Consider the following 22109-nt stretch of genomic DNA (forward strand, 5'->3'; position numbering starts at 1 on the left):
TTTTGGAATGACCACCTCAGACGGCCGGGATCGAGCCCGGCACGCCGAAGGTCAGTGGATCACGGGACGCGGGCCACGCCGCAGAACGCGTCCACCGCGGGCGGCTCGCCGAACGGCGACGGCTCCGAGCGCCACCGCGACACCGGGACGACGCCGGGGTCGACCAGCTCCAGCCCCTCGAAGTAGGCGGCGATCCGCCCCGGCGGGCGCAGGTGGTAGGCGGTGCCGCCCGCCTCCACGTAGCGGCCGATCGCCTGGGCGCGGGCCGTCTCGTCGACGTCGCCGGTGGGCGCCCCGAACACGTCGGTCCCGTCGTTGATCACGACGAAGCTGCCCGGCGCGAGCGACTTCACGAGCCGCGCGAGGACGTCCTCGGGGTCGTCCTCGTCTGCCAGGTGCCCGAGGATGCCGAGCAGCAGCAGCGCCACCGGACGCAAGAAGTCGAGCGTCTCCGCCGCCTTGGCCAGGATCGACTCCGATTCGCGGATGTCGGCGTCCACGTAGGCGGTGGCGCCCTCCGGGGTGGAGGTCAGCAGCGCGCGGGCGTGCACGAGCACCAGCGGGTCGTTGTCGACGTACACGATCCGGGACTCGGGCGCGACGCGCTGCGCGACCTCGTGGGTGTTGTCGACGGTCGGCAGGCCGGTGCCGACGTCGAGGAACTGGCGGACGCCCGCCTCGCCCGCCAGGTACCGGACGGCGCGGCCGAGGAAGGCGCGCGAGTGCCGGGCGATGTCGACCTGGCCGGGGAAGATCCCGACGAAGGCGTCCCCCACCTCCCGGTCGATCCGGTAGTTCTCCTTGCCGCCCAGCCAGTAGTTCCAGATCCTGGCGGAGTGCGGGACGGACGAGTCGATCTCGGGGTGGTCGGCCATGGGCCCCTCCAATATCGTCGGCTGCCCCATCTTGCCCGCGCCGCGCCGCGACGGCCACCGGACGGTGCCTCCCCTCGGCCGTCCCAGGTCAGCGGCCCTCTTCGGCGAGCCACACCGCCAGGCCGTCCAGGATGCGGGCGAGCCCGAACTCGAAGCCGGTGTCGAGGTTCTTCTCCATGTCGACGTCGTTGTTGTCGCGCCACCAGCCGGTGAAGTTGGGGAGTTCGGTGCTGAAGCTCTCCACGTAGTCGTCCATCTGCCGGACGACCTCGGTCACGGGACGGCCCGTCCGCGCCGTGAACGTGCGCATGGCCGTCTCGGACATGACCGCGCCCATCGCGTGTTCGAGCAGCAGGGCGCTGGCCCAGGCGATCTCCTGGCCGGTGAGCCCGGCGGCGCCGAACAGCGCGACGGCCCGGTCGGTCGCCCGCATCGCGTTGGGCCCGATGGCGGGCGTGACGCCGAGAACGGCGACCGCCCAGGGGTGCCGGGCCATCATCGCGCGGAACTCGCGGGCGAACCCGGCGGCCGCCTCCCGCCAGCCGACCTCCGCCGCGTCGGGGATGTCGACCTCGCCCATGATCTCGTCGACGGCGAGCTCCATCAGCTCGTCCTTGCCCGCGACGTAGAAGTACAGGGACGTCGCGCCCGCGCCGATCGTCGCCGCGAGGCGGCGCATGCTCAGCCCGTCCAGGCCCTCGGCGTCGAGCAGGCCGACCGCCGCCGTCACGATCTCCTCCCGGCTGAGCTGCGGCCTGCCCCGCCGTGACCTGGGCGGACGTATCCAGACCGAGTCGGCGATCGGGTCGGTTTCGCGGGGCATGCGGGTCCTTGGGTACAGGCGTGGCGCGTCGGGACGCGGCCGGGGACCCTTCCAGGATACCGCCTTGCGAACGCTGTTCTAAGATTAGTACAGTGTGCGAAAATTCGTTCACCGTTCTAACGGAGAGCCATGTCGGCCCCACATCCCCGCCGGTGGTGGATCCTCGGCGTCCTCTGCCTGAGCCTCCTCGTCGTCGTCATCGACAACACCGTCCTCAACGTCGCGATCCCTTCGCTGATCGAAGATCTGGACGCGAGCAACTCCGACATCCAGTGGATCCTGGACGCCTACATCGTCGTGTTCGCGGGCCTGCTCCTGACCGCGGGCGCGCTGTCGGACCGGTTCGGCCGCCGCCGCGGCCTGATCATCGGCCTGGTGATGTTCGGCGGCGCCTCGGTGCCCGCCACGCTCGCCGAGACCTCCGGCCAGCTCATCGCCGCCCGCGCGCTGATGGGGGTGGGCGGCGCGTTCCTCATGCCGGGGACGCTGTCGATCCTCACCACCGTCTTCGACGACAAGGAGCGCAAGAAGGCGATCGCGATCTGGAGCTCGGTGCTCATGCTGGGCGCGCTCGGCGGCCCGGTCGCCGGCGGCCTGCTGCTGGAGCACTTCTGGTGGGGATCGGTGTTCCTCATCAACATCCCGATCGCGGCGCTCGCCGTCCTCGCGACCATCCTGATCATTCCGGAGTCGCGCGGCCCGGCCACGCGTCCCGACCTCGTCGGCGCGCTGCTGTCGACGGTCGGCATGACGGCGCTCGTGTGGAGCGTCATCTTCATCCCCCGCGACGGCTGGACGTCGGCGAAGGTGGCGGCCGGGCTCGTCCTGGGGGTCGTCGCGCTGGTCGGGTTCGCGCTGTGGGAGCGCCGCGTCGCCGAGCCCATGCTCCCGATCGGGCTGTTCAAGGACCGCAACTTCAGCGGGGCGAGCCTGTCGATCGTGCTGCTGTCGTTCTCCGCCGGCGGCCTGATGCTCGCGCTCACGCAGTACTTGCAGTTCGTCCTCGGGTACAGCCCGATCAAGACCGGTGTCGCGTTCATTCCGCTGCTGGTCACGGTGATGGCGTTCAACGGCATCGGCGTGGCGATCGACAAGAGGTTCGGCGCGCGCGTCGTCCTCGCGATCGGCTTCGTGTTCTTCGCCGGGGGCTTCGGCGTGCTCGCCTCGCTGTCGGCCGACGACGGCTACCCGCTGCTCGTCACCGCCTTGGTCGTGATGGGCGTCGGCAGCGGCCTGGCGGGCCCCGCCGCCTACGGGACGCTGCTCGCCGCACTCCCCAAAGAGCGGGCCGGGGTGGGCTCGGCCGTCAACGACACCGTGCAGCAGGTGGGGCAGGCGCTCAGCATCGCCGTCCTCGGCAGTGTGCTGACCGCCGCCTACACCGACGCGATGCCGAAGGGCGCCCCGGGCCCGGCCCGCGACTCCATCGGCGGCGCGCTGGCGATCGCGGGCGCCCGCGGCGACACCGCCCTGGCGGACGCGGCGAAGAGCGCGTTCGTCGACGCGATGTCGCTCACCGCCGTCGCCGGGGTCGCCGGCGGGATCGGCGCCGCGGTGCTGGCCTTCGTGGTGCTGCGGCCCGCCCCGCGCGAGGAGCGGGCCGCGGCGGCCGAGCATGCGATGGACGGCGAGCCCTCCACCCCCTGACCCGCCGCCCCGCCCCGTCCGGCTACCCGCTCATCGCCGTCCCGTTGAGGCCGTAGCGCTCCTGGTCGGACGGGCGGGGCGCCTCGGGCCCGTCCCGGCCGAGCCGCAGCATCCGGGAGATGCGCAGGATGCGGAACTCGCGGCCCAGCACCGTGAACGTGTGGCCGGTGCTGGCCTCGATCAACTTGGCCGCCTCGGTCCACTCGGCCAGCTCGTCCGGCGGCACGGGGTCGCCCTGGAACTCGCGGAACCGGGGGAGCAGGTCGGTGAAGTGCCGCGCGAGCCGCTCGCGCGCCTCCTCGGGGTGGTGGCCGCCGGTCAGCGGCTCCCAGCTGTCGCCCTTGACCTCCACCACCGTGAACGTGGGCGGGAGCAGCACGACGCCCGGGTGGGTGAGGATCGCGTGCCGGGCCTCGGTGCGGACGGTGTCCGGCGCCGGGCCCGGCAGCGCCACGAACCCGACCAGGTTCAGCCTGAGCTGCGCCTCCCACTGGCCGGCGGGCGCGCGCGGGTCGATCGGATAGCCGCGCAGCAGGCCGTCGGTGCCCTCCAGCGCGGAGTCGCAGCCGCGCGGCGGCTCCATCGTGCGGTGGCCGATCAGCGCGAACCGCTCCATCCGGATCACCCGGTAGCGGCGGTCGCCGACCTCCCACTCGTCCTTGGGGAGCTGGTCGCCCTCCTCGGGGTCGAGCCGGTCGGCGGCGGCGCGCATGGCGCGTGCCAATTCCGGGTCGTCCTGCTCGCGCGCCTCCATGCGGAGGTTGGCGGCGAGACCGTACCGGGCGCTCGCGGGGTCCATCGAGCCGGTGCAGCCGATCCGCCACTGCCGGCCGGTCTGCACCGCGTGCCCGAAATCGGGGGAACCGGCCGGGAGGAGTTTCGGATAGTCCCGGATCCGCTCGCCGAGCTCGGTGTCCCGCAGCGCCGTGCCGGGGTCGAGGTCGGCCACCACGTTGATGTGGTCGTAACCGGGCATCAAGGGGAATGCCATGTGCCCATCCTGGACACAGCGGCGGCGGCTGAGCAGGCACTTCGTCGATCCCGCCGGAGATTCTCCCGCGTCCTGACCAGTTATGACGGCATATGTAACGACATCATGGGACACCCTGACCACGACCGGTCAGACCCACGGTCATGCCGGGCGCGATGCGGCACCCTGGGTCCGACGATCTGCGACCGAGCAAGACGGTCCCCGGGGAGGACGCGGTGCGGCCCGAAACCAGCGACGGCGGATTCCTCGGCGCGGACGCGCCCGCGCCCGAGGGGGACGGCGTCTCGATCGTCCTCCTCACCTACCGCAGCGCCCGCTACCTGGAGGACTGCGTGGCCGCGCTGCGCCGCGCGACCGGCCGCCACCCGGCCGAGCTGATCATCGTGGACAACGACTCGGGCGACGAGACGCCGCAGGTCGCGCGGACCGTGGCGCCGGACGCGCGGGTCGTGGAGACCGGCCGCAACGGCGGCTTCGCCTACGGCTGCCACGTGGGCGCGGGCAAGGCCCGCTTCCCCTGGCTGATGTTCGTCAACCCCGACACCCTGCCCGCGCCCGGCAGCATCGAGGCCCTGGTCGACTGCGGGCGCGCCGACCCGTCCATCGGGATCGTCGGCGGCCGGTGCGTCGCGCCCGACGGCTCGGTCGACCCGCGCTCGTGGTGGGGACGGCCGGGCCTGTGGCCCACGTTCTGCTTCGCGTTTCTGCTGACCTCGGTGTTCCCGGGCAGCCGCGTGTTCGATCCGGAGTCGCCGCGCCCCTGGACCGGCGAGGCGCAGGTCCGTCCCGTCCCGGTGGTCACGGGCGGGTTCATGCTCGTCTCGCGGCGCGCCTGGGACGCGACCGGCGGGTTCGACCGGGGCTTCTTCATGTACAGCGAGGACGCCGACCTGTGCGTGCGCGCCGCGTCCCTCGGGTTCCGGCCCCACGTCACCGGACGCGGCGTCTACCAGCACGAGACCGGCGGCTCCTCGACCAGCGCGGGCAAGCTGGTGCTGCTGTTCACCGGCAAGGCCACGCTGCTGCGCAAGCAGCTGCCGCCGGGCCTGCGGCAGCTCGCCGTCGGCCTGCTGGCGTTCGGCGTGTTTGCGCGCGCGACGCTGAGCCGCCTGCTGTCGGCCCGCCCGGAACGGCAGGGCCGCCCGACCGCCCGGGGCGAGGACTGGCGCCGCCTCTGGTCGGCACGCCGCGAATGGCTCCCGGGCTGGCAGAGTTCATGAAGTCCCGGCCCACGTCCACTCGCCTGGCGGCTCGGGACGTGACCGTGCCTTGGCGAGTGCGGCATCGCTTCGCGATCTTCCCGGCGGGGCTCGCCTCCGGCTTCGCCCCGCCGCTCAGGTCACGCACTCGCGCGATCGTTGAGGTCGCCGCGCAAGGCGCTCTAGGTTCGGCTGCTCTCGTCTCGTTGCCAGGTCGTGTAGTTGCCTCGGCGGCGGGCCTGGCGGGCGCGGGCGAGCACCGTGATCGAGAGGAAGACCGCCAGGTGCGGGGCCAGCGACGGTTCGCGGCGCACCATGGCCACGAGGTCGGACGGGCTGGTGCGGGCCGAGCCGCCCGCCTGGTCGAGGTCCGCGCGTTCGAGCTGCTCGACCCCGGCGGCGGCGCGTTCGCGCCGGCGCAGGAGGTCGGCGAGCGTGCGCGGCGGATGGACGGTGACGGCCGCCGAGGCGACCACCGTCCGCTCGGCGGGGCCGAACGCCAGCGAGGACGCGAGGTCGTCGGCCATCACGCGGGGCAGCGCGGCGAGCCGCGCGTGGCCGCGCTCGGTGACGGCGACGACGCCGCGTCCGAACAGGCCGCGCCGGACCTCCGGCAGCCGCGTCCACACCCGGTAGTAGGAGCGGACGGGCCAGGGCCGGCCGGTCATGTCGAGCCGCCGGGACGGCGCCGCGGCGGCCACTTCCGGACGCTCCAGCGCGGCGGCGAGCGCCCGCACGTCCGCGGTGCCGAGTTCGACGTCGGCGTCGACGTAGAGGCGGGGGAAGCCGCGGGCGGCGCCGTCGCCGATCCGCAGCGCTGCCGCCTTGGACGCCTCGGACGACTCCACGACCCGGACGGCGGGCCCGTAGGAGGCCGCGACCTCGGCGGTCGCGTCGGTGCAGCCGTTCGGCACGACCACGATGTCCAGCTCGCCCGGCTCGGCGGCGCCGAGCAGCCCGTCCAGCAGGCGCCCGATGACGCGGGCCTCGTTGTGCGCGGGGATCACGATGCTCACCACAACGGCAGAGTATGAACCAGACATCCTCCGGAGGCACCCCCATGGACGAAGCGCGCATACTCGCGAGCGCCGACGTCGACGAGCGCGCGAAGATCGGCGCCGGGACGGCCGTGTGGCACCTGGCGCAGGTGCGCGAGGACGCCGTCCTCGGCGTCGACTGCGTGATCGGGCGCGGCGCCTACGTCGGGCCGGGCGTCCGGATCGGCGACCGCGTCAAGCTCCAGAACCACGCGCTCGTCTACGAGCCGGCGGTGCTGGAGGACGGGGTGTTCGTCGGCCCCGCCGCCGTTCTCACCAACGACCTCTACCCGCGCTCGGCGGACGTCGGCGGCGCCCTCAAGCGGCCGGGGGACTGGGACGCGCTCGGCGTGACGGTGCGCGAGGGCGCTTCGATCGGCGCGCGCGCCGTCGTCGTCGCCGGGCGGACGGTCGGCCGGTACGCGCTCGTCGGCGCGGGCGCGGTGGTGACCCGCGACGTCCCGGACTTCGCGCTCGTCGTCGGGAGCCCCGCGCGGCGGATCGGCTGGGTCGGCCGGGCGGGCGAGCCGCTGGAGGACGCGGGCGGCGGCCGGTGGCGCTGCCCCCGCACGGGCGAGGAGTACCACGAGGTCGGAGCGCAGGGCGAGCGACGCCTGATCTTGCCGAACAGGTGACGCGGCGGACGCCCGAGGCCACCACCGGCCAATCCGGGCATGGCCCGCGCATTCCGACCTTATAGTCGGAGTGCTTTCGAGCGCGGGCCAATTCGTGCCCGTTAATCGGGGTGGGCCGGGGGTCTCGTTCAGACGTCCACGGTTCTGCTGGCGGGGTTGGCCCCGAGGGGGACTGATGGCCTGGTCGATGATGGTGGGCAAACGGCGTTCGGAGAAACCACGCCGTAAGCGGCGCGCGCGCCGGTTGACCGTCGTGTTCGCGCTGGTAGCGGCGCTGGTCGCGACCGGACTCGCCGCGTTGGCGCAGCCTCCGGTGCAGGCTGCGGCGGGCCCCTGTGAGAGCGGCGGAAATCCGGTGGCGTGCGAGAATAGCAAGCCCGGGTCGCCTTCTTCGGAGTGGGAGAAGATCTCCGGTGGCGGGCAGACCATCGAGGGTTTCTCGACGAACTTCAGCGTCAATGTCGGGCAGCAGGTCCAGTTCAAAGTGAACACCCCGGCGCGGTCGTACTCGATCGGCATTTATCGGATGGGCTATTACGGTGGGGCGGGCGCCCGCAAGGTCGCGACCGTGACCCCGTCGGCGCCGCTGCCGCAGCGCCAGCCGGCGTGCCTCACCGACGACTCGACCGGGCTGATCGACTGCGGCGGCTGGGGGGTGTCGGCGAGCTGGCAGGTGCCCGCCGACGCGGTGTCGGGCGTGTACTTCGCGCACATCGTCCGCACCGACGGCACCGACGACGACAACCACGTCATGTTCGTCGTCCGCAACGACGCGAGCCACTCCGACCTGCTGTTCAAGACGTCCGACACCACCTGGCAGGCCTACAACCGGTGGGGCGGCAACAGCCTGTACTTCGGCGACAGCACCGCCGCGCCGGGACGCGCGGTCAAGGTCAGCTACAACCGCCCGTTCGACACCCGCGAGAGCACGCCGTGGGGACGCGACTTCGTGTTCGCCAACGAGTACCCGATGATCCGCTTCCTGGAGGCGAACGGGTACGACGTCAGCTACATGGCCAGCGCGGACGTCGACCAGCGCGGCTCGCTGCTGCGCAACCACAAGGCGTTCATGTCGGTCGGGCACGACGAGTACTGGTCGGGCGACGAGCGGGCGAACGTGGAGGCCGCGCGGGACGCGGGCGTGCATCTGGCGTTCCTCAGCGGCAACGAGGTGTTCTGGAAGACGCGCTGGGAGAACGACCGGGCCGGCTCCGCGTTCCGGACGCTCGTCACCTACAAGGAGACCCGCGCGAACGCCAAGACCGACCCGACCCCGACGTGGACGGGCAGCTGGCGCGATCCCCGGTTCAGCCCGCCCGCCGACGGCGGCCGTCCCGAGAACGGGCTGACCGGCACGATCTGGACGGTGAACTGCTGCGGCGTCGCGCTGAAGGTGCCCGCCGCCGACGGGAAGATGCGGCTGTGGCGCGGCACGGCCGTGGCGAACCAGGCCGCGGGCGCGACGATGACGCTCGCCGACCAGACCGTCGGCTACGAGTGGGACGAGGACCTCGACAACGGCGCCCGCCCGGCGGGCGTGGTCCGTATGTCCACGACGACGGCGGACGTGCCGGAGAAGCTCATCGACTACGGCACGAACGTCGCGCCGGGCCGGGCGACGCACAGCCTGACGCTGTACCGGGCGCCGAGCGGCGCGCTGGTGTTCGGCGCGGGGACCGTGCAGTGGTCGTGGGGGCTGGACGCCGTCCACGACGGGCCGTCGGAGGCGCCGTCCTCACCTGACCCGAACATGCGGCAGGCGACCGTGAACCTGTTCGCCGACATGGGCGTGCAGCCCTACCTGCTCCAGGCGGGGCTGACCCGCGCGACGGCGTCGGCCGACCGCTCCGCGCCCGTCTCGACCGTGACGTCCCCGGCGCCGGGCACGCAGATCGTGAACGGCCGGACGGTCACCGTGACCGGCACCGCGTCGGACGCGGGCGGCGGCCAGGTCGGCGGCGTCGAGGTGTCCACCGACGGCGGCGCGACCTGGCATCCGGCGACCGGGCGCGGCACCTGGACCTACAAGTGGGACGCCACCGGCAACGGCCCGGTCGCGATCAAGACGCGTGCGGTCGACGACAGCGGCAACCTGGAGGTCCCCGGCGCCGGGACCTCGGTGACGGTGGCGTGCCCGTGCCGCCTGTTCGGCGACTCGGTGGTGCCCGCCGTCCCGGCCGACAGCGACACGGCGTCGCTGGAGGCGGGCGTGAAGTTCAAGGCGGCGGTGTCGGGCTGGGTGACCGGCGTCCGGTTCTACAAGGGCACCGGCAACACCGGCACGCACACCGGCAGCCTGTGGAAGACCGACGGCACGAAGCTGGCGTCCACGACGTTCACGAACGAGACCGCCGCGGGCTGGCAGACCGCCGAGTTCCCGACGCCGGTGCAGCTCGACGCGGGCGCGACGTACGTGGTGTCGTACTTCGCGCCGAACGGCCACTACTCGGCCGACCCCGAGTTCTTCTCGATCAACCCGTTCGTGCGGCCGCCGCTGACCGCGCCGAAGGCCGCGCCGGACGACGGGAACGGCGTCTACCGGTCCGGCGCGAGCGGGTTCCCGAACTCGACCTACCGGGGCGGCAACTACTACGTCGACCCGGTGTTCGTCACGGTGAAGCCGCCGGACACGATGCCGCCGACCGTCGTCGACAACACCCCCTACGCGGGCTCGTCCAGCGTGAAGACGTCGCTGAAGCCGGCGGTGACGTTCAGCGAGCCGATCCAGGCGGGCAGCCCGGCGCTGACGGTGAAGAACGGCACGACGGCGATCGCCGGGACCGCGAGCCTGGACGCGTCCCGGACGGTGCTGACGTTCACGCCGTCCGCGCCGCTGCCCGACGCGACGAAGCTGACCGTGGCGGTGAGCGGCGGCAAGGACGACGCGGGCAACGCCATGCAGGCCTACACCTACTCGTTCACGACGGCGAAGCCGACGCCGCAGCCCGGCGTGTGCCCGTGCAGCATCTGGGCGGACGAGACGGCCCCGGCGATCGAGGGCGTCAACGACCCGAACGAGCTGGAGCTCGGGGTGCGCTTCACCGCCGACACCGACGGCTTCGTCAAGGCCGTCCGGTTCTACAAGGGGCGCAACAACGACGGCACCCACATCGGCACGCTGTGGACGTCCACCGGGCAGCAGCTCGCGAACGCCACCTTCAGCGGCGAGTCCACGCTGGGCTGGCAGGAGGTGACGTTCTCCACGCCCGTCCGCGTGACGGCCGGGACGACCTACGTCGCGTCCTACCACACGACGAAGGGCTGGTACTCGGCCGACTACGGCGGGCTGAGCCGGGCGGTCGCGAATCCGCCGCTGATGGCGCTCGCCGATGGCGGCGGGGGCGGGGACGGCGTGTACAAGTACGGCGCGCGCGGATTCCCCAACCTGTCGTCGGGCTCCACGAACTACTGGGTCGACGTGGTGTTCTCGCCGCCGCCCGACACCACGCCGCCGACCGTCGCCTCCAAGTCGCCGGGCGGCGGGGCGACGAGCGTCCCGACCGGCGCGAAGGTCACCGCGACGTTCAACGAGGCGATCCGGCCCGGGACGGCGACGTTCACGGTCGCGAAACAGGGCGGCCAGCAGGTCACGGGCACGGTCGCGCTCGACTCCTCGGGACGGGTGCTGACGTTCACGCCGTCCGCCGGGCTCGCGGCGGCCACCACCTACACCGCGACCGTCGGCGGCGCGAAGGACATCGCGGGCAACACGATGTCCGGCACGACGCAGTGGTCGTTCACCACCTCGGGCGCGTGCCCGTGCACGCTGTTCGCCAGTGACGCGACCCCGGCGACGCCGTCGTCGGGCGACGGGAACGCGCTGGAGGCGGGCGTGAAGTTCGCGCCCGGGCAGAACGGCTGGATCTCCGGCGTCCGGTTCTACAAGGGCGCCGGGAACACCGGGACGCACACCGGCTCGCTCTGGAGGACCGACGGCACGCGCCTCGCCACCGGCACGTTCACGAACGAGACGACGTCCGGCTGGCAGACGATGACGTTCTCCGCGCCGATCCCGGTCACCGCCGGGGTCACCTACATCGCGTCCTACTTCGCGCCCAAGGGCAACTACTCGGTGGACGGCGGCTACTTCGGCAGCGCCTACGAGAACGTGCCGCTGAGCGCGCCGTCCAACGACAGCGCGAGCGGGAACGGCGTCTACGCCTACAGCGCGACGTCGCGTTTCCCGAACCAGACCTACGGCGCCGCGAACTACTGGGTCGATCCGGTGTTCTCGACGGTCGCGCCCGGCGACACCACGCCGCCGACGGTCGACACGGTCGACCCGGTGGACGGCGCGACGAGCGTCCCGCGCGCCGCGCACCCGTCGGCCACTTTCGACGAGGCGGTGCAGGGCGCGACGGTGCGGTTCACGCTCACCGGCCCCGGCGGCGTCGCGGTGCCCGGCACGGTGGGCTACGACCCGGCGACCCGCACGTCGTCGTTCACGCCCAGCGCGCCGCTGGACTGGCAGACCAGGTACACCGCGCGGGTGCAGGACGCCAAGGACCTCGCGGGCAACACGCTGACCACCGCGAAGACCTGGTCGTTCACGACGGCGAAGCAGACCGCGCCCGGCACCTCGGTATGGACGGACGAGGCGACCCCCCAGGTCGTCGATGACGACGACTCGGCGTCGGTGGAGCTCGGCATGAAGTTCCGCTCCGACTCCGACGGCTGGGTGACCGGCGTCCGGTTCTACAAGGGCGCGAACAACACCGGGACGCACATCGGCTCGCTGTGGAAGCCCGACGGCACGCGCCTCGCGACCGCGACGTTCACCGGCGAGTCGGCGGCGGGCTGGCAGCAGGTCGCGTTCTCCACGCCCGTGCAGGTCACGGCCGGGACGACGTACATCGTGTCCTACCTCGCGCCGAACGGCCACTACTCGGCCAACGTCGGCGGGTTCGAGAACGCGGGCGTGGACGCGCCGCCCCTGCACGCGCTCCGCAACGGCGACGACGGCCCCAACGGCGTGTACGCGTACGGGCCCGGCGGATACCCCGCGGGCGGGTCCAGCTCGAACTACTGGGTCGACGTCGTGTTCACGAGCACCCGCCCCTGAGGAACCACAACCTGAGGAGTACGCCCTGATGGAACCCATCGGCCTCGCGGTGGTCGGCGCCGGATACTGGGGCCCGAACCTCGTCCGGACGGCGCAGGCGACCCCCGCGCTGCGGCTGCGGTGGCTCTGCGACCTGGACGAGGAGCGCGCCCGCGCGGTGCTCGGGCCGTACACGACCGTCCGGGCGACGGCGTCCTACCGGCAGGTCCTGGACGACCCGGACGTCGCGGCGGTCGCGATCGCCACGCCCGCCGCGACGCACTTCGACCTCGTCCGCGCGGCGCTGGAGGCGGGCAAGCACGTGCTCGTCGAGAAGCCGTTGACGCCGAGCGCGGCGCAGAGCGCCGAACTGGTCGATCTCGCGACCCGGTCGGGCCTCGTGCTGATGTGCGACCACACCTACTGCTACACCCCGGCGGTCCGGAAGATCCGGGAGCTGATCCACGGCGGCGAGATCGGCGACGTCCAGTTCGTGGACTCGGTGCGGATCAACCTCGGCCTCGTCCAGCCCGACGTGGACGTGCTGTGGGACCTCGCCCCGCACGACCTGTCGATCCTCGACCACGTCCTGCCGCCCGAGGTGACCGTGGAGGCCGTCGCCGCGCGCGGCAACGACCCGATCAACGCCGGGCGGCTGTGCGTGGCGCACCTGTCGGTGCTGCTGTCCACCGGGGTCATGGCGCACGTCCACGTCAACTGGCTCAGCCCCACCAAGATCCGCACGACCGTGATCGGCGGGTCGCGCCGCACGATCGTGTGGGACGACCTGAACCCCGTCCAGCGGCTCGCGGTGTACGACCGGGGCGTCGACCGGGCCCCGGCGGGCTCGCTCGGCCAGGACGAGCGGCACGAGGCGCTGATCTCCTACCGGGTCGGCGACATCCTCGTCCCGGCGCTGCCCGAGCGGGAGGCGCTGCGCGAGGTCATGGCCGAGCTGGCGGACGCGATCACGCAGCGGCGGCCCGCGCTGACCGGCGGCGACGCCGGGCTGCGGGTCGTCGCGCTGCTGGAGGCCGCCGACCGGAGCGTCGCCGAGGGCGGCGCCCTGGTCCCGGTGCAGAACACGGCGGTGCAGAACACGGCAGTGCAGAACGTGGCAGAGAGCGACGACGTCGTAAAGGAGCACGCATGATCGAAGGATCCCGCTGCCTGGTCACCGGCGGCGCGGGGACGATCGGGTCCACCGTCGTCGACCAGCTGGTCGCGGCGGGCGCCGCCGAGGTGGTGGTGCTGGACAACTTCGTCCGGGGCCGCCGCGCCAACCTCGCGAAGAGCCTGGACGCCGGACCGGTGCAGGTCGTGGACGGCGACATCCGCGACCGCGACCTCGTCCGGACGCTGATGGAGGGCACCGACCTGCTGTTCCACCTCGCCGCCATCCGCATCACGCAGTGCGCCGAGGAGCCGAGGCTGGCGCTGGAGGTGCTGGTCGACGGGACCTACGAGGTGGTGGAGGCGGCGGCCGACGCGGGGGTCCGCAAGGTCGTCGCGTCCTCGTCGGCGTCGGTGTACGGGACGGCGGAGGTGTTCCCGACCGCCGAGGACCACCACCCCTACGACAACGACACCTTCTACGGCGCCGCGAAGACGTTCAACGAGGGCCTGCTGCGCAGTTTCCGCGCGATGCGCGGGCTCGACTACGTCGCGCTGCGGTACTTCAACGTGTACGGGCCGCGGATGGACGTCCACGGCCTGTACACCGAGGTACTGATCCGGTGGATGGAGCGGATCGCCGACGGGCGCCCGCCGCTGATCCTCGGCGACGGCGACCAGACGATGGACTTCGTGTTCACCGAGGACATCGCCCGCGCGAACCTGCTGGCCGCCGAGGCGGACGTCAGCGACGCGGTGTTCAACATCGGCTGCGGCGTCGAGACGAGCCTGCGCGAGCTGGCCGAGGCGCTGCTGCGGACGATGGACGCCGAGCACCTCGGGCTGGAGTTCGGGCCCGCCCGCGCCGTCAACGGGGTGCGGCGGCGCCTCGCGGACGTGTCGGCCGCGCAACGCGACCTCGGCTGGAAGGCGCAGGTCGGGCTGGAGGAGGGGCTCGGCCGGCTGGTCGACTGGTGGCGGGACGCCCGCCGGGAGCCCATGTGATCGTCTATTTCGCGGGTACGCCGTACGACGGCGTGGCCGGGACCGACCGGCAGCTCGCGGAACGGCTGGGCGACCTGCACCCCGTCCTGTACGTGGACCCGCCCGTGTCGCTGCTGACGCCGCTGCTGCGCCCGCACCTCGCGAGCGCGTTCCGCGGGACGTCGCTGCGCCGGGAGGCGAACGGGGTGTGGCGGATCCGGCCGCGCGTGCTTCCCGCGATGTACCGGCCGGGCATGCACCACGTGACGGCCGCGCTCGTGCGCCGCGCCGCCCGCAGGACGGCGCGGCGCCTCGCGCGGCGGGTCGGCGACACGACCGGCGGCGGGGTCGCGGGCGTCGTGGTCGCGACGCACTCCGACCTGCTGGACGCGGTGAAGGGCGTGCGGAGGGTCCTGTACGTCACCGACGACCTGGTCGCGGGCTCGGACCTCATCGGCCTGCCCCGGCGGCGGATCGCCGCCGCGCGGGACGGGATGGCCGCGCGGGCGGACGCGGTCGCGGTCGTCTCGCCGCTGCTGCGCGACCAGTTCCAGGAGCGGGGCGTGGCGGTGACGCTCGTCCCGAACGGCTGCGCGCCCGAGGCGTACGCGGGGATCGAGGACGTGCCGTGGCCGGCCGACGTGCCGCGCTTCGACCGCCCGGCGGTGGGGTTCGCGGGGCACATCAACGCGCGCATCGACCTCGGGCTGCTGGAGGCGATCGCCGACGCCGGGCACCCGCTGGTCCTGGTCGGGCCGCACGACCCCGGCCACCATCCGGTCCGGTTCCGGGCGCTCGTCGCGCGCCCGAACGTCTGCTGGGCGGGACGCCGGAGCTTCGCCGAGCTGCCCGCGTACCTGCGCACGATCCGGGTCGGGCTGACGCCCTACCTGCTGGACGACTTCAACCGGGCGAGCTTCCCCATCAAGACGCTGGACTACCTCGCCGCCGGGCGCGCGGTCGTCTCGACCGACCTGCCCGCGACCCGCTGGCTGCGCGACTTCCCCGGCGGCCGGGAGCTGATCAGGTCCGAGTCGACGCCGCGCGGGTTCCTGCGCGCGGTCGAGGAGGAGCTGGCCGCCGAACCCGTGCCGGAGCTGCTCGCGCGGCGCCGGGCGTTCGCCGCCGGGCACGACTGGGGCGGCCGCGCGCGGCAGCTCGCCCGGCTCGTCCACTGTGATCCCGTCTCACCCGCACTGGAGGAACCCGCACCGTGATCCCCGTCATCAGGCCCGTGCTGGGCGAGGAGGAGGCCGCGGCGGTCGCCGCGGTCGTCCGCTCCGGATGGGTGGCCCAGGGGCCGCGCGTCGCCGAGTTCGAGACCGCGTTCGCGCGGCGGGTCGGCGCCGCGCACGGCGTCGCCGTCTCCTCGTGCACGACCGCGCTGCACCTGGCGCTGCTGCTCGCGGGCGTCGGCCCCGGGGACGACGTGGTGGTCCCGTCGCTGTCGTTCATCGCGACCGCCAACGTCGTCCGGCACGCGGGCGCGCGCGTCGTGTTCGCCGACGTCGACTCCGCCACGGGGAACATGGACGCCAAGCACATCGAGGCCGTCCGGACGTCCCGCACCCGCGCGGTGATCCTCGTCGACCAGGCCGGGATACCCGCCGACCTCGACGCCGTGCGGGGGCTGTGCGACCCGCTCGGCATCGCGGTCGTCGAGGACGCGGCGTGCGCGGTCGGCTCGACCTACCGGGGCCGCCCGGTCGGGGCGGGCGCCGACCTCGCCGCCTGGTCGTTCCACCCGCGCAAGCTGATGACGACCGGCGAGGGCGGCATGCTCACGATGGGCGCCGAGGACCTCGCGCGGCGCGGGCGGCGGCTCCGCGAGCACGGCATGAGCGTCAGCGCGGCCGACCGGCACGGCAGCGCGAAGGCGGTCATCGAGGAGTACGAGGAGACCGGCTTCAACTACCGCATGACCGACATGCAGGCCGCGATGGGCCTGGTCCAGCTCGGCCGGCTCGACGCGATCATCGAGCGGCGCCGCGAGCTGGCCGCGCGGTACCGGCGGCTGCTCGCCGAGATCCCCGGGCTCGCCTGCGCGGGCGACCCCGGGCACGGCACGACCAACTTCCAGTCGTTCTGGATCCTGCTGCCCGACGGCTACGCCACCGAACGCGACGCGCTGCTCCAGCACCTGCTGGACGAGGGGATCTCCGCCCGGCGCGGGATCATGGCGGCGCACCGCGAGCCCGCCTACGCGGGCGTCCCCGCCGACCTGCCCGCCACCGACCGGTTCACGACGCGCTCGCTGATCCTGCCGCTGTTCCACGACATGACCCGCGCGCAGCAGGACCGGGTGGTCGAGGCGGTGGCGGCGCGCGCATGAGGATCCTGGTCTACCCGCACGCCATGGAGATCGGCGGCAGCCAGCTCAACGCGATCGAGCTGGCCGGGGCCGTGCGCGACCTCGGCCACCGGGTCGCGGTCGCGGGCGAGCCCGGTCCGCTGGTCGAGCGGGTGCTGGCCGCCGGGATCGAGCATGTGCCGCTGGACGCGGGGCGCCGCCGCCCCTCGCCCGCGACGGTCCGGCTGCTCGGGCGGCTCGTCTCCGAGCGCGGGTTCGACGTCGTCCACGGCTACGAGTGGCCGCCGGGCCTGGAGGCGTTCTACACCGCGCGGCGCCGCCCGGGCGTCGCGGCGGTGTGCACGGTGATGTCGATGGCGGTCGCGCCGTTCCTGCCGCCCTCGCTGCCGCTCGTCGTCGGGACGCGGCAGATCCGGCGGGACGTGCTGGAGCGCCGGGGCCGCCGCCGTCCGGGCGCCGTGCACCTGATCGAGCCGCCGGTCGACGTCCGCGCCAACTCCCCGGGCCACCCGACCCGCGCGTTCCGCGCCCGCTTCGGCCTGCACGAGGGGCCGCTGGACGTCGTGGTCGTCTGCCGGCTGGTCGCCGAGCTGAAGCTGGAGGGCCTGCTCACCGCGATCGACGTCGTCGGGAGGCTCGCGACCGACCCGCCGCTGCGGCTCGTCGTCGTCGGCGACGGGCCGTGCCGCGACCAGGTCGAGGCGCGCGCCGCGCAGGCCAACGCGCGCGCGGGCCGCCGCGCGGTCGTGCTCACCGGGCAGCTGGACGACCCGCGCCCCGCCTACGCCGCCGCGTCGGTCGCGCTCGGGATGGGCGGGTCGGCGCTGCGGTCGCTGGCGTTCGGGCGGCCCCTCATCGTCCAGGGCGAGCGCGGCTTCTTCGAGCTGCTCACGCCCGACACCGAGGCCGCGTTCCTGGAGCAGGGCTGGTACGGCGTCGGCGGCCGCGGCGCCGACCGGCTGGAGGAGATCCTGCGCGACCTCGCCCGCGACGAGGCCCGCCGCGAGGAGCTGGGCGCCTACGGCCGCCGCCTGGTCGCCGAGCGGTTCAGCCTCGAACGCGCCGCGCAGGTGCAGGAGGAGATCTACCGCGAGGCGCTGTCGGCCGCACCCGGCACGTCCCAGGACGCGGCGGTCGCGGCCGCCCGCGTCGTCGCCTACAAGGTCGCCCGCAAGGCCCGCAAGCTGCGCGGTCCGGTCGCCCGCGACGACTTCAACGCCGTCGCCGGGAAGCCCGCCCCCGGGGAGGGGAGGCGGTGAGCAGGCTGACCGTCGGCGACGACGACTCGCTGTTCGGCAAGGCATCCCGCGCGCTCGGCTGGAGCCTGGTCAACACCGCCGTCGGGCGCCTCGGCACGCTCGCGATCGGCATCGCGCTCGCCCGCCTCCTCGGCCCGTCGGAGTTCGGCGTGTTCGCGGTCGCGATGGTCGCGCTGCTGGCCGTGCTCAGCTTCCACGAGCTCGGGGTGAGCCTCGCGATCGTCCGCTGGCCGGGCGACCCGCGCGAGATCGCCCCGACGGTCGCGACGATCTCCGTGGCGTCCAGCGTCCTGATCTACGCGGCCTGCTTCGCCGGCGCGCCCGCGTTCGCGACCGCGATGGGTGCGCCCGCCGCGTCCGGCGTGATCCGGCTGCTCACGCTCAGCGTCGTCGTCAGCGGGATCGTCGCGGTGCCCGCCGCGCTGCTGCAACGCGGCTTCCGGCAGGACCGCAAGATGCTCGCCGACCAGGCCAACAACTGGGGCGGCGCGATCGTGTCGATCGCGCTCGCCGCGTCCGGCACCGGCGCGATGAGCCTCGCGGTTGGACGGCTCGCCGGGTCCGCCGCGTCGGCCGTCCTGCTGGTGTGGGCGTCGCCGGAGCCGCTGCGGTTCGGGTTCGACCGGGACCGCGCGCGGGCCCTGCTGCGGTTCGGGCTGCCGCTCGCCGGGTCGAGCATCGTCGTGTTCGCGGTCGCCACCGTCGACCAGGTCGTCGTCGGGCACGTGCTCGGCGCGACCGCGCTCGGCTTCTACGTGCTGGCCTTCAACCTGTCCCAATGGCCGGTGACGATGTTCTCCCAGCCCGTCCGCAGCGTCGCGCCCGCCGCGTTCGCGCGGCTCCAGCACGACCCGCCCGCGCTGCGCGGCGCGTTCCTGTCGACCGCCGGATTGCTCGCCGGGCTCACGCTGCCGGTCTGCCTGCTGCTCGCGGGCGCCGCGCAGCCGCTGATCCGGCTCGTGTACGGGGCCGACTGGGGCCCGGCGGCGGACGCGCTGCTGTGGCTCGCGATCCTCGGCGGCCTGCGGATCATGTTCGAGCTGATGTACGACTACTTCGTCGTGCTGGCCCGCTCCCGCGCGGTGTTCACCGTCCAGCTGGTGTGGCTGGTCGTGCTGGTCCCCGCGCTGGTCGCGGGCGCGCACTGGCGCGGCATCCCGGGCGTCGGCGCGGCGCACGTCGCGGTCGCGGCGGGCGTCGTGCTCCCGTTCTACCTCTGGGAGCTGCGGAGGGCCGGGGTCGGGGTGCGCGCCGTGCTCGCCCGGGTCGCGCCGCCCGCGCTCGTCGCCGCGACCGTCGGGCTCGCCGCCGCCGCGGCGCACGTCACCCTCGACCCGGACCTCGCCGCGCTCGCCGTCGCCGGGCTCGTCGCGCTCGCGGCGATGGGGCTGCTGTTCCACCGCACGCGCGGCGCCCTCAGCGGCCTGCGCACCCTGGAAGGCACCGATGCCTGACACTCACGATCTCCTGATCTACGGCGCGGGCGGCTTCGGACGCGAGACCGCCCAGGCCGCCACCGCCATGCCGGAATGGCGGCTGCTCGGCTTCGTCGACGACGACCCGGACCGCGCCGGAGCCCTCGTGGACGGCGTCCCGATCCTCGGCGGCGCCAAGGCGATCGAGGCGGCGCCGGACGCCCGGGTCGTCGTCTGCGTCGGCAGCCCCACCGGTTACGGCGTCCGCCGCCGGATCGTGGAGCGGCTCGGGCTGCCCCCGTCCCGGTACGCGACGCTCGTGCACCCGTCCGCGTGGGTGTCGCCGTCCTCGCGGATCGGGCCCGGGTCCGTCGTGCTCGCCCAGACCGTCCTCACCGCGTCCGCCCGCGTCGGGGCGCATGTCGCGATCATGCCGCACGTCACGATCACGCACGACGACGTCGTGGAGGACTACGCCACGATCGCCTCAGGCGTGCGGCTCGGCGGCGGCGTGCGCGTGGGCGCGGGCGCCTACCTCGGCGCCGGGGCCCTGCTCCGCGAGGGCGTCGTGATCGGGCCCGGGTCCCTCGTCGGCATGGGCGCGGTCGTGCTGCGCGACGTGCCGCCCGGCGAGGTCTGGGCCGGCTCGCCCGCGCGCCACCTGCGTCCCGTACCGCACCGGAAGGAAAGCCCATGACCGAGGTCCCCTTCGTCGATCTCGCCGCCGCGCACGCCGAGGTCGACCGGCAGGTCCGCGCGGGGTTCGACCGCGTCCTCGCCAAGGGCGCGTTCGTCCAGGGCCCGGACGTGGCCGCGTTCGAACGCGAGTACGCCCATTTCAACGGCGCCCCGCACGCCGTCGGCCTCGCCAACGGCACCGACGCGCTGGAGCTGGCGCTGCGCGCGCTCTTCCACACCCGGGGCACCGATCCCGGCGCGGAGGTCGTGCTGCCCGCCAACACGTTCGTCGCGACCGCCGAGGCCGTGGTGCGCGCGGGCGCCCGGCCTGTGCTGGTGGACGCCGAGCCCGCCGACCTGCTGATGGACGCCGACCTCGCCGCCGCCGCCGTCACCCCGGCGACGGGCGCGATCATCCCCGTCCACCTGTACGGGCGGCTCGTCCCGCTGGAGCGGCTGCTGCGCCTCGGCCCGCCGGTGCTGGAGGACGCCGCGCAGTCGCAGGGCGCGGTCGCGGACGGACGGCACCTCGCCGGGGCGATCGCCGCGACCAGCTTCTACCCCGGCAAGAACCTCGGCGCCTACGGCGACGCGGGCGCGGTCGTCACCGGCTCGGAGGAGCTGGCGCGGACCGTGCGGCTGCTGCGCGACCACGGCAGCGAACGCAAGTACCACCACGAGATCGTCGGGTTCAACTCCCGGCTGGACACCCTCCAGGCCGTCGTGCTGCGAGCCAAGCTCCGCCGCCTGGAGGGCTGGAACGAGCAGCGCCGCGCCGCCGCCGCCCGCTACGCCGAACTGCTCGCCGGCATCCCCGGGCTCGTGCTGCCGCGCCCGGCGGGCGAGGAGCACGTCTGGCACCTGTACGTCGTCCGCGTCCCCCGGCGCGACGAGGTCGCCGCGCGGATGGGCGAGCTCGGAATCCGGGTGGGCGTCCACTACCCGGTGCCCGTCCACCTCCAGCCGGGGTTCGCCGACCTCGGGTACCGGCCGGGCGACTTCCCGGTCGCCGAGGCCGCCGCCGCGCGCATCCTGTCGCTGCCGATGTTCCCCCAGATCACCGAGGAGCAGCAGCAGCGTGTCGCGGACGCCCTGCGCAAGGCCCTCGGATAGCTCTCGGACGGAGAGGAACCTCCCCATGCGCAAGCTCGTGCTCGCGATCACGGTCGCGGCGCTGTGCCTGGCCGGCTGCTCGGACGGGAAGGACGGGACGAAGGCGGGCGCCACCGCCCCCGCCCAACCGCCGGTGTCCCAGCCCGCCGCGCCCACCGGCCCGACCGTGTCGGTCCCGCCGCTGACGCTGAAGTCCCCGGCGCCCGCCGGGGGAGAGGGGTCCCGCATCACCTGGCCCAACCTGAAGACGGTCGGCGTGCCGCGCGGGCGGAAGCTCAGGCCGAGCGGGCCGATCACGATCCGCAAGCGCGGCGCGGTCATCGACGGGCTGCTCGTCCGGACGGAGATCAACGTCGCCGCGAGCGACGTCACGATCCGCAACACCCATCTGGTCGGCGCCGGGCAGTGGGGCATCATCCAGCGCAAGGGCGCGAGCGGGCTGCGGGTGGAGAACTCCGAGATCAACGGCAACGGCCGCACGAAGGTGCAGTACGGCATCCTCAACCAGGGCGGGATGATCACCGTCCGCAGGACGCACGTCCACACCGTCGCCAACGGCATCAACACCGACCACGGGCTCATCGAGGACTGCCTCATCCAGAAGCTCAAGGAGTTCCCCGGCGACCACGTCACCGGCGTGCAGTCCAACTCCGGACCCGCGCCGGGGCTGACGCTCGTCGTCCGGCACAACGTGGTGCTGAACCCCGTCTCGCAGACCTCCGCGATCTCGATCTACCAGGACTTCGGCCGCGCGCACGACGTGACGGTCGACGGCAACCTGCTCTCCGGCGGCGGCTACGCGCTGTACGGCGGGAAGGGGCGGTTCGGCCGCTCGTCCAACATCAGGATCCTCCGGAACGTGTTCAGCCGGACGATGTTCCGCAAGGGCGGCTTCTTCGGCCCGGTCACCTCGTTCGAGCCGCGCGGCCCCGGCAACGTCTGGAAGGGCAACGTCTGGGCGGAGTCCGGCAAGGCCGTGCTGCCCTGA

The 22109-nt window shown here is 73.6% G+C and carries 17 protein-coding genes; 13 read left to right on the forward strand and 4 right to left on the reverse strand.

Features of this window, described 5'->3' with window-relative positions:
* Window positions 1-59: 59 nt before the first annotated feature.
* On the reverse strand, window positions 60-875 hold the full coding sequence (locus K2F47_RS16805) for an SAM-dependent methyltransferase (protein WP_242904207.1): 816 nt from the start codon (window positions 873-875) through the stop codon (window positions 60-62).
* Window positions 876-963: 88 nt separating this feature from the next.
* Complete coding sequence (locus K2F47_RS16810) at window positions 964-1698, reverse strand: TetR/AcrR family transcriptional regulator C-terminal domain-containing protein (RefSeq protein WP_242904219.1); 735 nt, start codon at window positions 1696-1698, stop codon at window positions 964-966.
* Between the two features lie 129 nt (window positions 1699-1827).
* Between K2F47_RS16810 and K2F47_RS16815 the strand changes: the two genes are divergently transcribed.
* The gene (locus K2F47_RS16815; RefSeq protein WP_242904220.1) at window positions 1828-3345 is read left to right on the forward strand and encodes an MFS transporter; all 1518 of its coding nucleotides are present in this window, start codon (window positions 1828-1830) and stop codon (window positions 3343-3345) included.
* Between the two features lie 22 nt (window positions 3346-3367).
* Here the strand turns inward: K2F47_RS16815 and K2F47_RS16820 are convergent, their stop codons facing one another.
* Window positions 3368-4336, reverse strand: coding sequence for a DUF5954 family protein (locus tag K2F47_RS16820; protein ID WP_242904237.1), 969 nt, complete (start codon window positions 4334-4336; stop codon window positions 3368-3370).
* A 215-nt stretch (window positions 4337-4551) separates the two neighbouring features.
* On the opposite strand from K2F47_RS16820, the gene K2F47_RS16825 reads away from it, so the two are divergent.
* Window positions 4552-5556: a glycosyltransferase family 2 protein gene (locus K2F47_RS16825; RefSeq protein ID WP_242904239.1), complete on the forward strand. Its 1005-nt coding sequence runs from the start codon at window positions 4552-4554 to the stop codon at window positions 5554-5556.
* 161 nt (window positions 5557-5717) lie between these two features.
* Here K2F47_RS16825 and K2F47_RS16830 read toward each other — a convergent pair whose 3' ends face one another.
* The gene (locus K2F47_RS16830; RefSeq protein ID WP_242904241.1) at window positions 5718-6551 is read right to left on the reverse strand and encodes a glycosyltransferase family 2 protein; all 834 of its coding nucleotides are present in this window, start codon (window positions 6549-6551) and stop codon (window positions 5718-5720) included.
* A gap of 44 nt (window positions 6552-6595) precedes the next feature.
* Between K2F47_RS16830 and K2F47_RS16835 the strand changes: the two genes are divergently transcribed.
* The 11 genes from K2F47_RS16835 (at window position 6596) to K2F47_RS16885 (ending at window position 22109) form a co-directional block, all read left to right on the forward strand.
* Window positions 6596-7207: an acyltransferase gene (locus tag K2F47_RS16835; protein ID WP_242904243.1), complete on the forward strand. Its 612-nt coding sequence runs from the start codon at window positions 6596-6598 to the stop codon at window positions 7205-7207.
* 175 nt (window positions 7208-7382) lie between these two features.
* Complete coding sequence (locus tag K2F47_RS16840) at window positions 7383-12269, forward strand: DUF4082 domain-containing protein (RefSeq protein WP_242904244.1); 4887 nt, start codon at window positions 7383-7385, stop codon at window positions 12267-12269.
* A 28-nt stretch (window positions 12270-12297) separates the two neighbouring features.
* On the forward strand, window positions 12298-13401 hold the full coding sequence (locus tag K2F47_RS16845) for a Gfo/Idh/MocA family protein (protein WP_242904251.1): 1104 nt from the start codon (window positions 12298-12300) through the stop codon (window positions 13399-13401).
* Window positions 13398-14366: an NAD-dependent epimerase/dehydratase family protein gene (locus K2F47_RS16850; protein ID WP_242904258.1), complete on the forward strand. Its 969-nt coding sequence runs from the start codon at window positions 13398-13400 to the stop codon at window positions 14364-14366. Before K2F47_RS16845 ends, K2F47_RS16850 begins: the two co-directional genes overlap by 4 nt.
* A complete protein-coding gene (locus K2F47_RS41405; RefSeq protein ID WP_242904260.1) occupies window positions 14363-15562 on the forward strand; it encodes a glycosyltransferase in 1200 nt (399 codons plus the stop codon). Before K2F47_RS16850 ends, K2F47_RS41405 begins: the two co-directional genes overlap by 4 nt.
* Window positions 15559-16677: a DegT/DnrJ/EryC1/StrS family aminotransferase gene (locus tag K2F47_RS16860; protein ID WP_242904262.1), complete on the forward strand. Its 1119-nt coding sequence runs from the start codon at window positions 15559-15561 to the stop codon at window positions 16675-16677. The genes K2F47_RS41405 and K2F47_RS16860 overlap by 4 nt, the downstream gene beginning before the upstream one ends.
* A complete protein-coding gene (locus K2F47_RS16865) occupies window positions 16674-17915 on the forward strand; it encodes a glycosyltransferase family 4 protein (protein WP_242904264.1) in 1242 nt (413 codons plus the stop codon). Before K2F47_RS16860 ends, K2F47_RS16865 begins: the two co-directional genes overlap by 4 nt.
* Window positions 17912-19369 (forward strand): lipopolysaccharide biosynthesis protein, encoded by a 1458-nt coding sequence (locus K2F47_RS16870; protein ID WP_242904266.1) that lies wholly within the window; start codon window positions 17912-17914, stop codon window positions 19367-19369. Before K2F47_RS16865 ends, K2F47_RS16870 begins: the two co-directional genes overlap by 4 nt.
* The gene (locus K2F47_RS16875; RefSeq protein WP_242904273.1) at window positions 19362-20027 is read left to right on the forward strand and encodes a NeuD/PglB/VioB family sugar acetyltransferase; all 666 of its coding nucleotides are present in this window, start codon (window positions 19362-19364) and stop codon (window positions 20025-20027) included. The genes K2F47_RS16870 and K2F47_RS16875 overlap by 8 nt, the downstream gene beginning before the upstream one ends.
* Window positions 20024-21121 (forward strand): DegT/DnrJ/EryC1/StrS family aminotransferase, encoded by a 1098-nt coding sequence (locus tag K2F47_RS16880; RefSeq protein ID WP_242904275.1) that lies wholly within the window; start codon window positions 20024-20026, stop codon window positions 21119-21121. Before K2F47_RS16875 ends, K2F47_RS16880 begins: the two co-directional genes overlap by 4 nt.
* 25 nt (window positions 21122-21146) lie before the next feature.
* Window positions 21147-22109, forward strand: a complete 963-nt coding sequence (locus K2F47_RS16885) for a right-handed parallel beta-helix repeat-containing protein (protein ID WP_242904277.1) — start codon at window positions 21147-21149, stop codon at window positions 22107-22109.

Origin of the sequence: Actinomadura terrae, assembly GCF_022751215.1 — a bacterium.
In the GTDB taxonomy this organism is placed as follows: domain Bacteria; phylum Actinomycetota; class Actinomycetes; order Streptosporangiales; family Streptosporangiaceae; genus Spirillospora; species Spirillospora terrae.

Bases quoted from the DNA above. Each gene is read 5' to 3' on its own strand.
- K2F47_RS16835 (WP_242904243.1), top strand. From the start codon at position 6,596: ATGGACGAAGCGCGCATACTCGCGAGCGCCGACGTCGACGAGCGCGCG.
- K2F47_RS16865 (WP_242904264.1), top strand. From the start codon at position 16,674: ATGAGGATCCTGGTCTACCCGCACGCCATGGAGATCGGCGGCAGCCAG.
- K2F47_RS16820 (WP_242904237.1), bottom strand. From the start codon at position 4,336: ATGGCATTCCCCTTGATGCCCGGTTACGACCACATCAACGTGGTGGCC.
- K2F47_RS16845 (WP_242904251.1), top strand. From the start codon at position 12,298: ATGGAACCCATCGGCCTCGCGGTGGTCGGCGCCGGATACTGGGGCCCG.
- K2F47_RS16875 (WP_242904273.1), top strand. From the start codon at position 19,362: ATGCCTGACACTCACGATCTCCTGATCTACGGCGCGGGCGGCTTCGGA.
- K2F47_RS16810 (WP_242904219.1), bottom strand. From the start codon at position 1,698: ATGCCCCGCGAAACCGACCCGATCGCCGACTCGGTCTGGATACGTCCG.
- K2F47_RS16815 (WP_242904220.1), top strand. From the start codon at position 1,828: ATGTCGGCCCCACATCCCCGCCGGTGGTGGATCCTCGGCGTCCTCTGC.
- K2F47_RS16850 (WP_242904258.1), top strand. From the start codon at position 13,398: ATGATCGAAGGATCCCGCTGCCTGGTCACCGGCGGCGCGGGGACGATC.
- K2F47_RS16805 (WP_242904207.1), bottom strand. From the start codon at position 875: ATGGCCGACCACCCCGAGATCGACTCGTCCGTCCCGCACTCCGCCAGG.
- K2F47_RS16880 (WP_242904275.1), top strand. From the start codon at position 20,024: ATGACCGAGGTCCCCTTCGTCGATCTCGCCGCCGCGCACGCCGAGGTC.
- K2F47_RS16840 (WP_242904244.1), top strand. From the start codon at position 7,383: ATGGCCTGGTCGATGATGGTGGGCAAACGGCGTTCGGAGAAACCACGC.
- K2F47_RS16885 (WP_242904277.1), top strand. From the start codon at position 21,147: ATGCGCAAGCTCGTGCTCGCGATCACGGTCGCGGCGCTGTGCCTGGCC.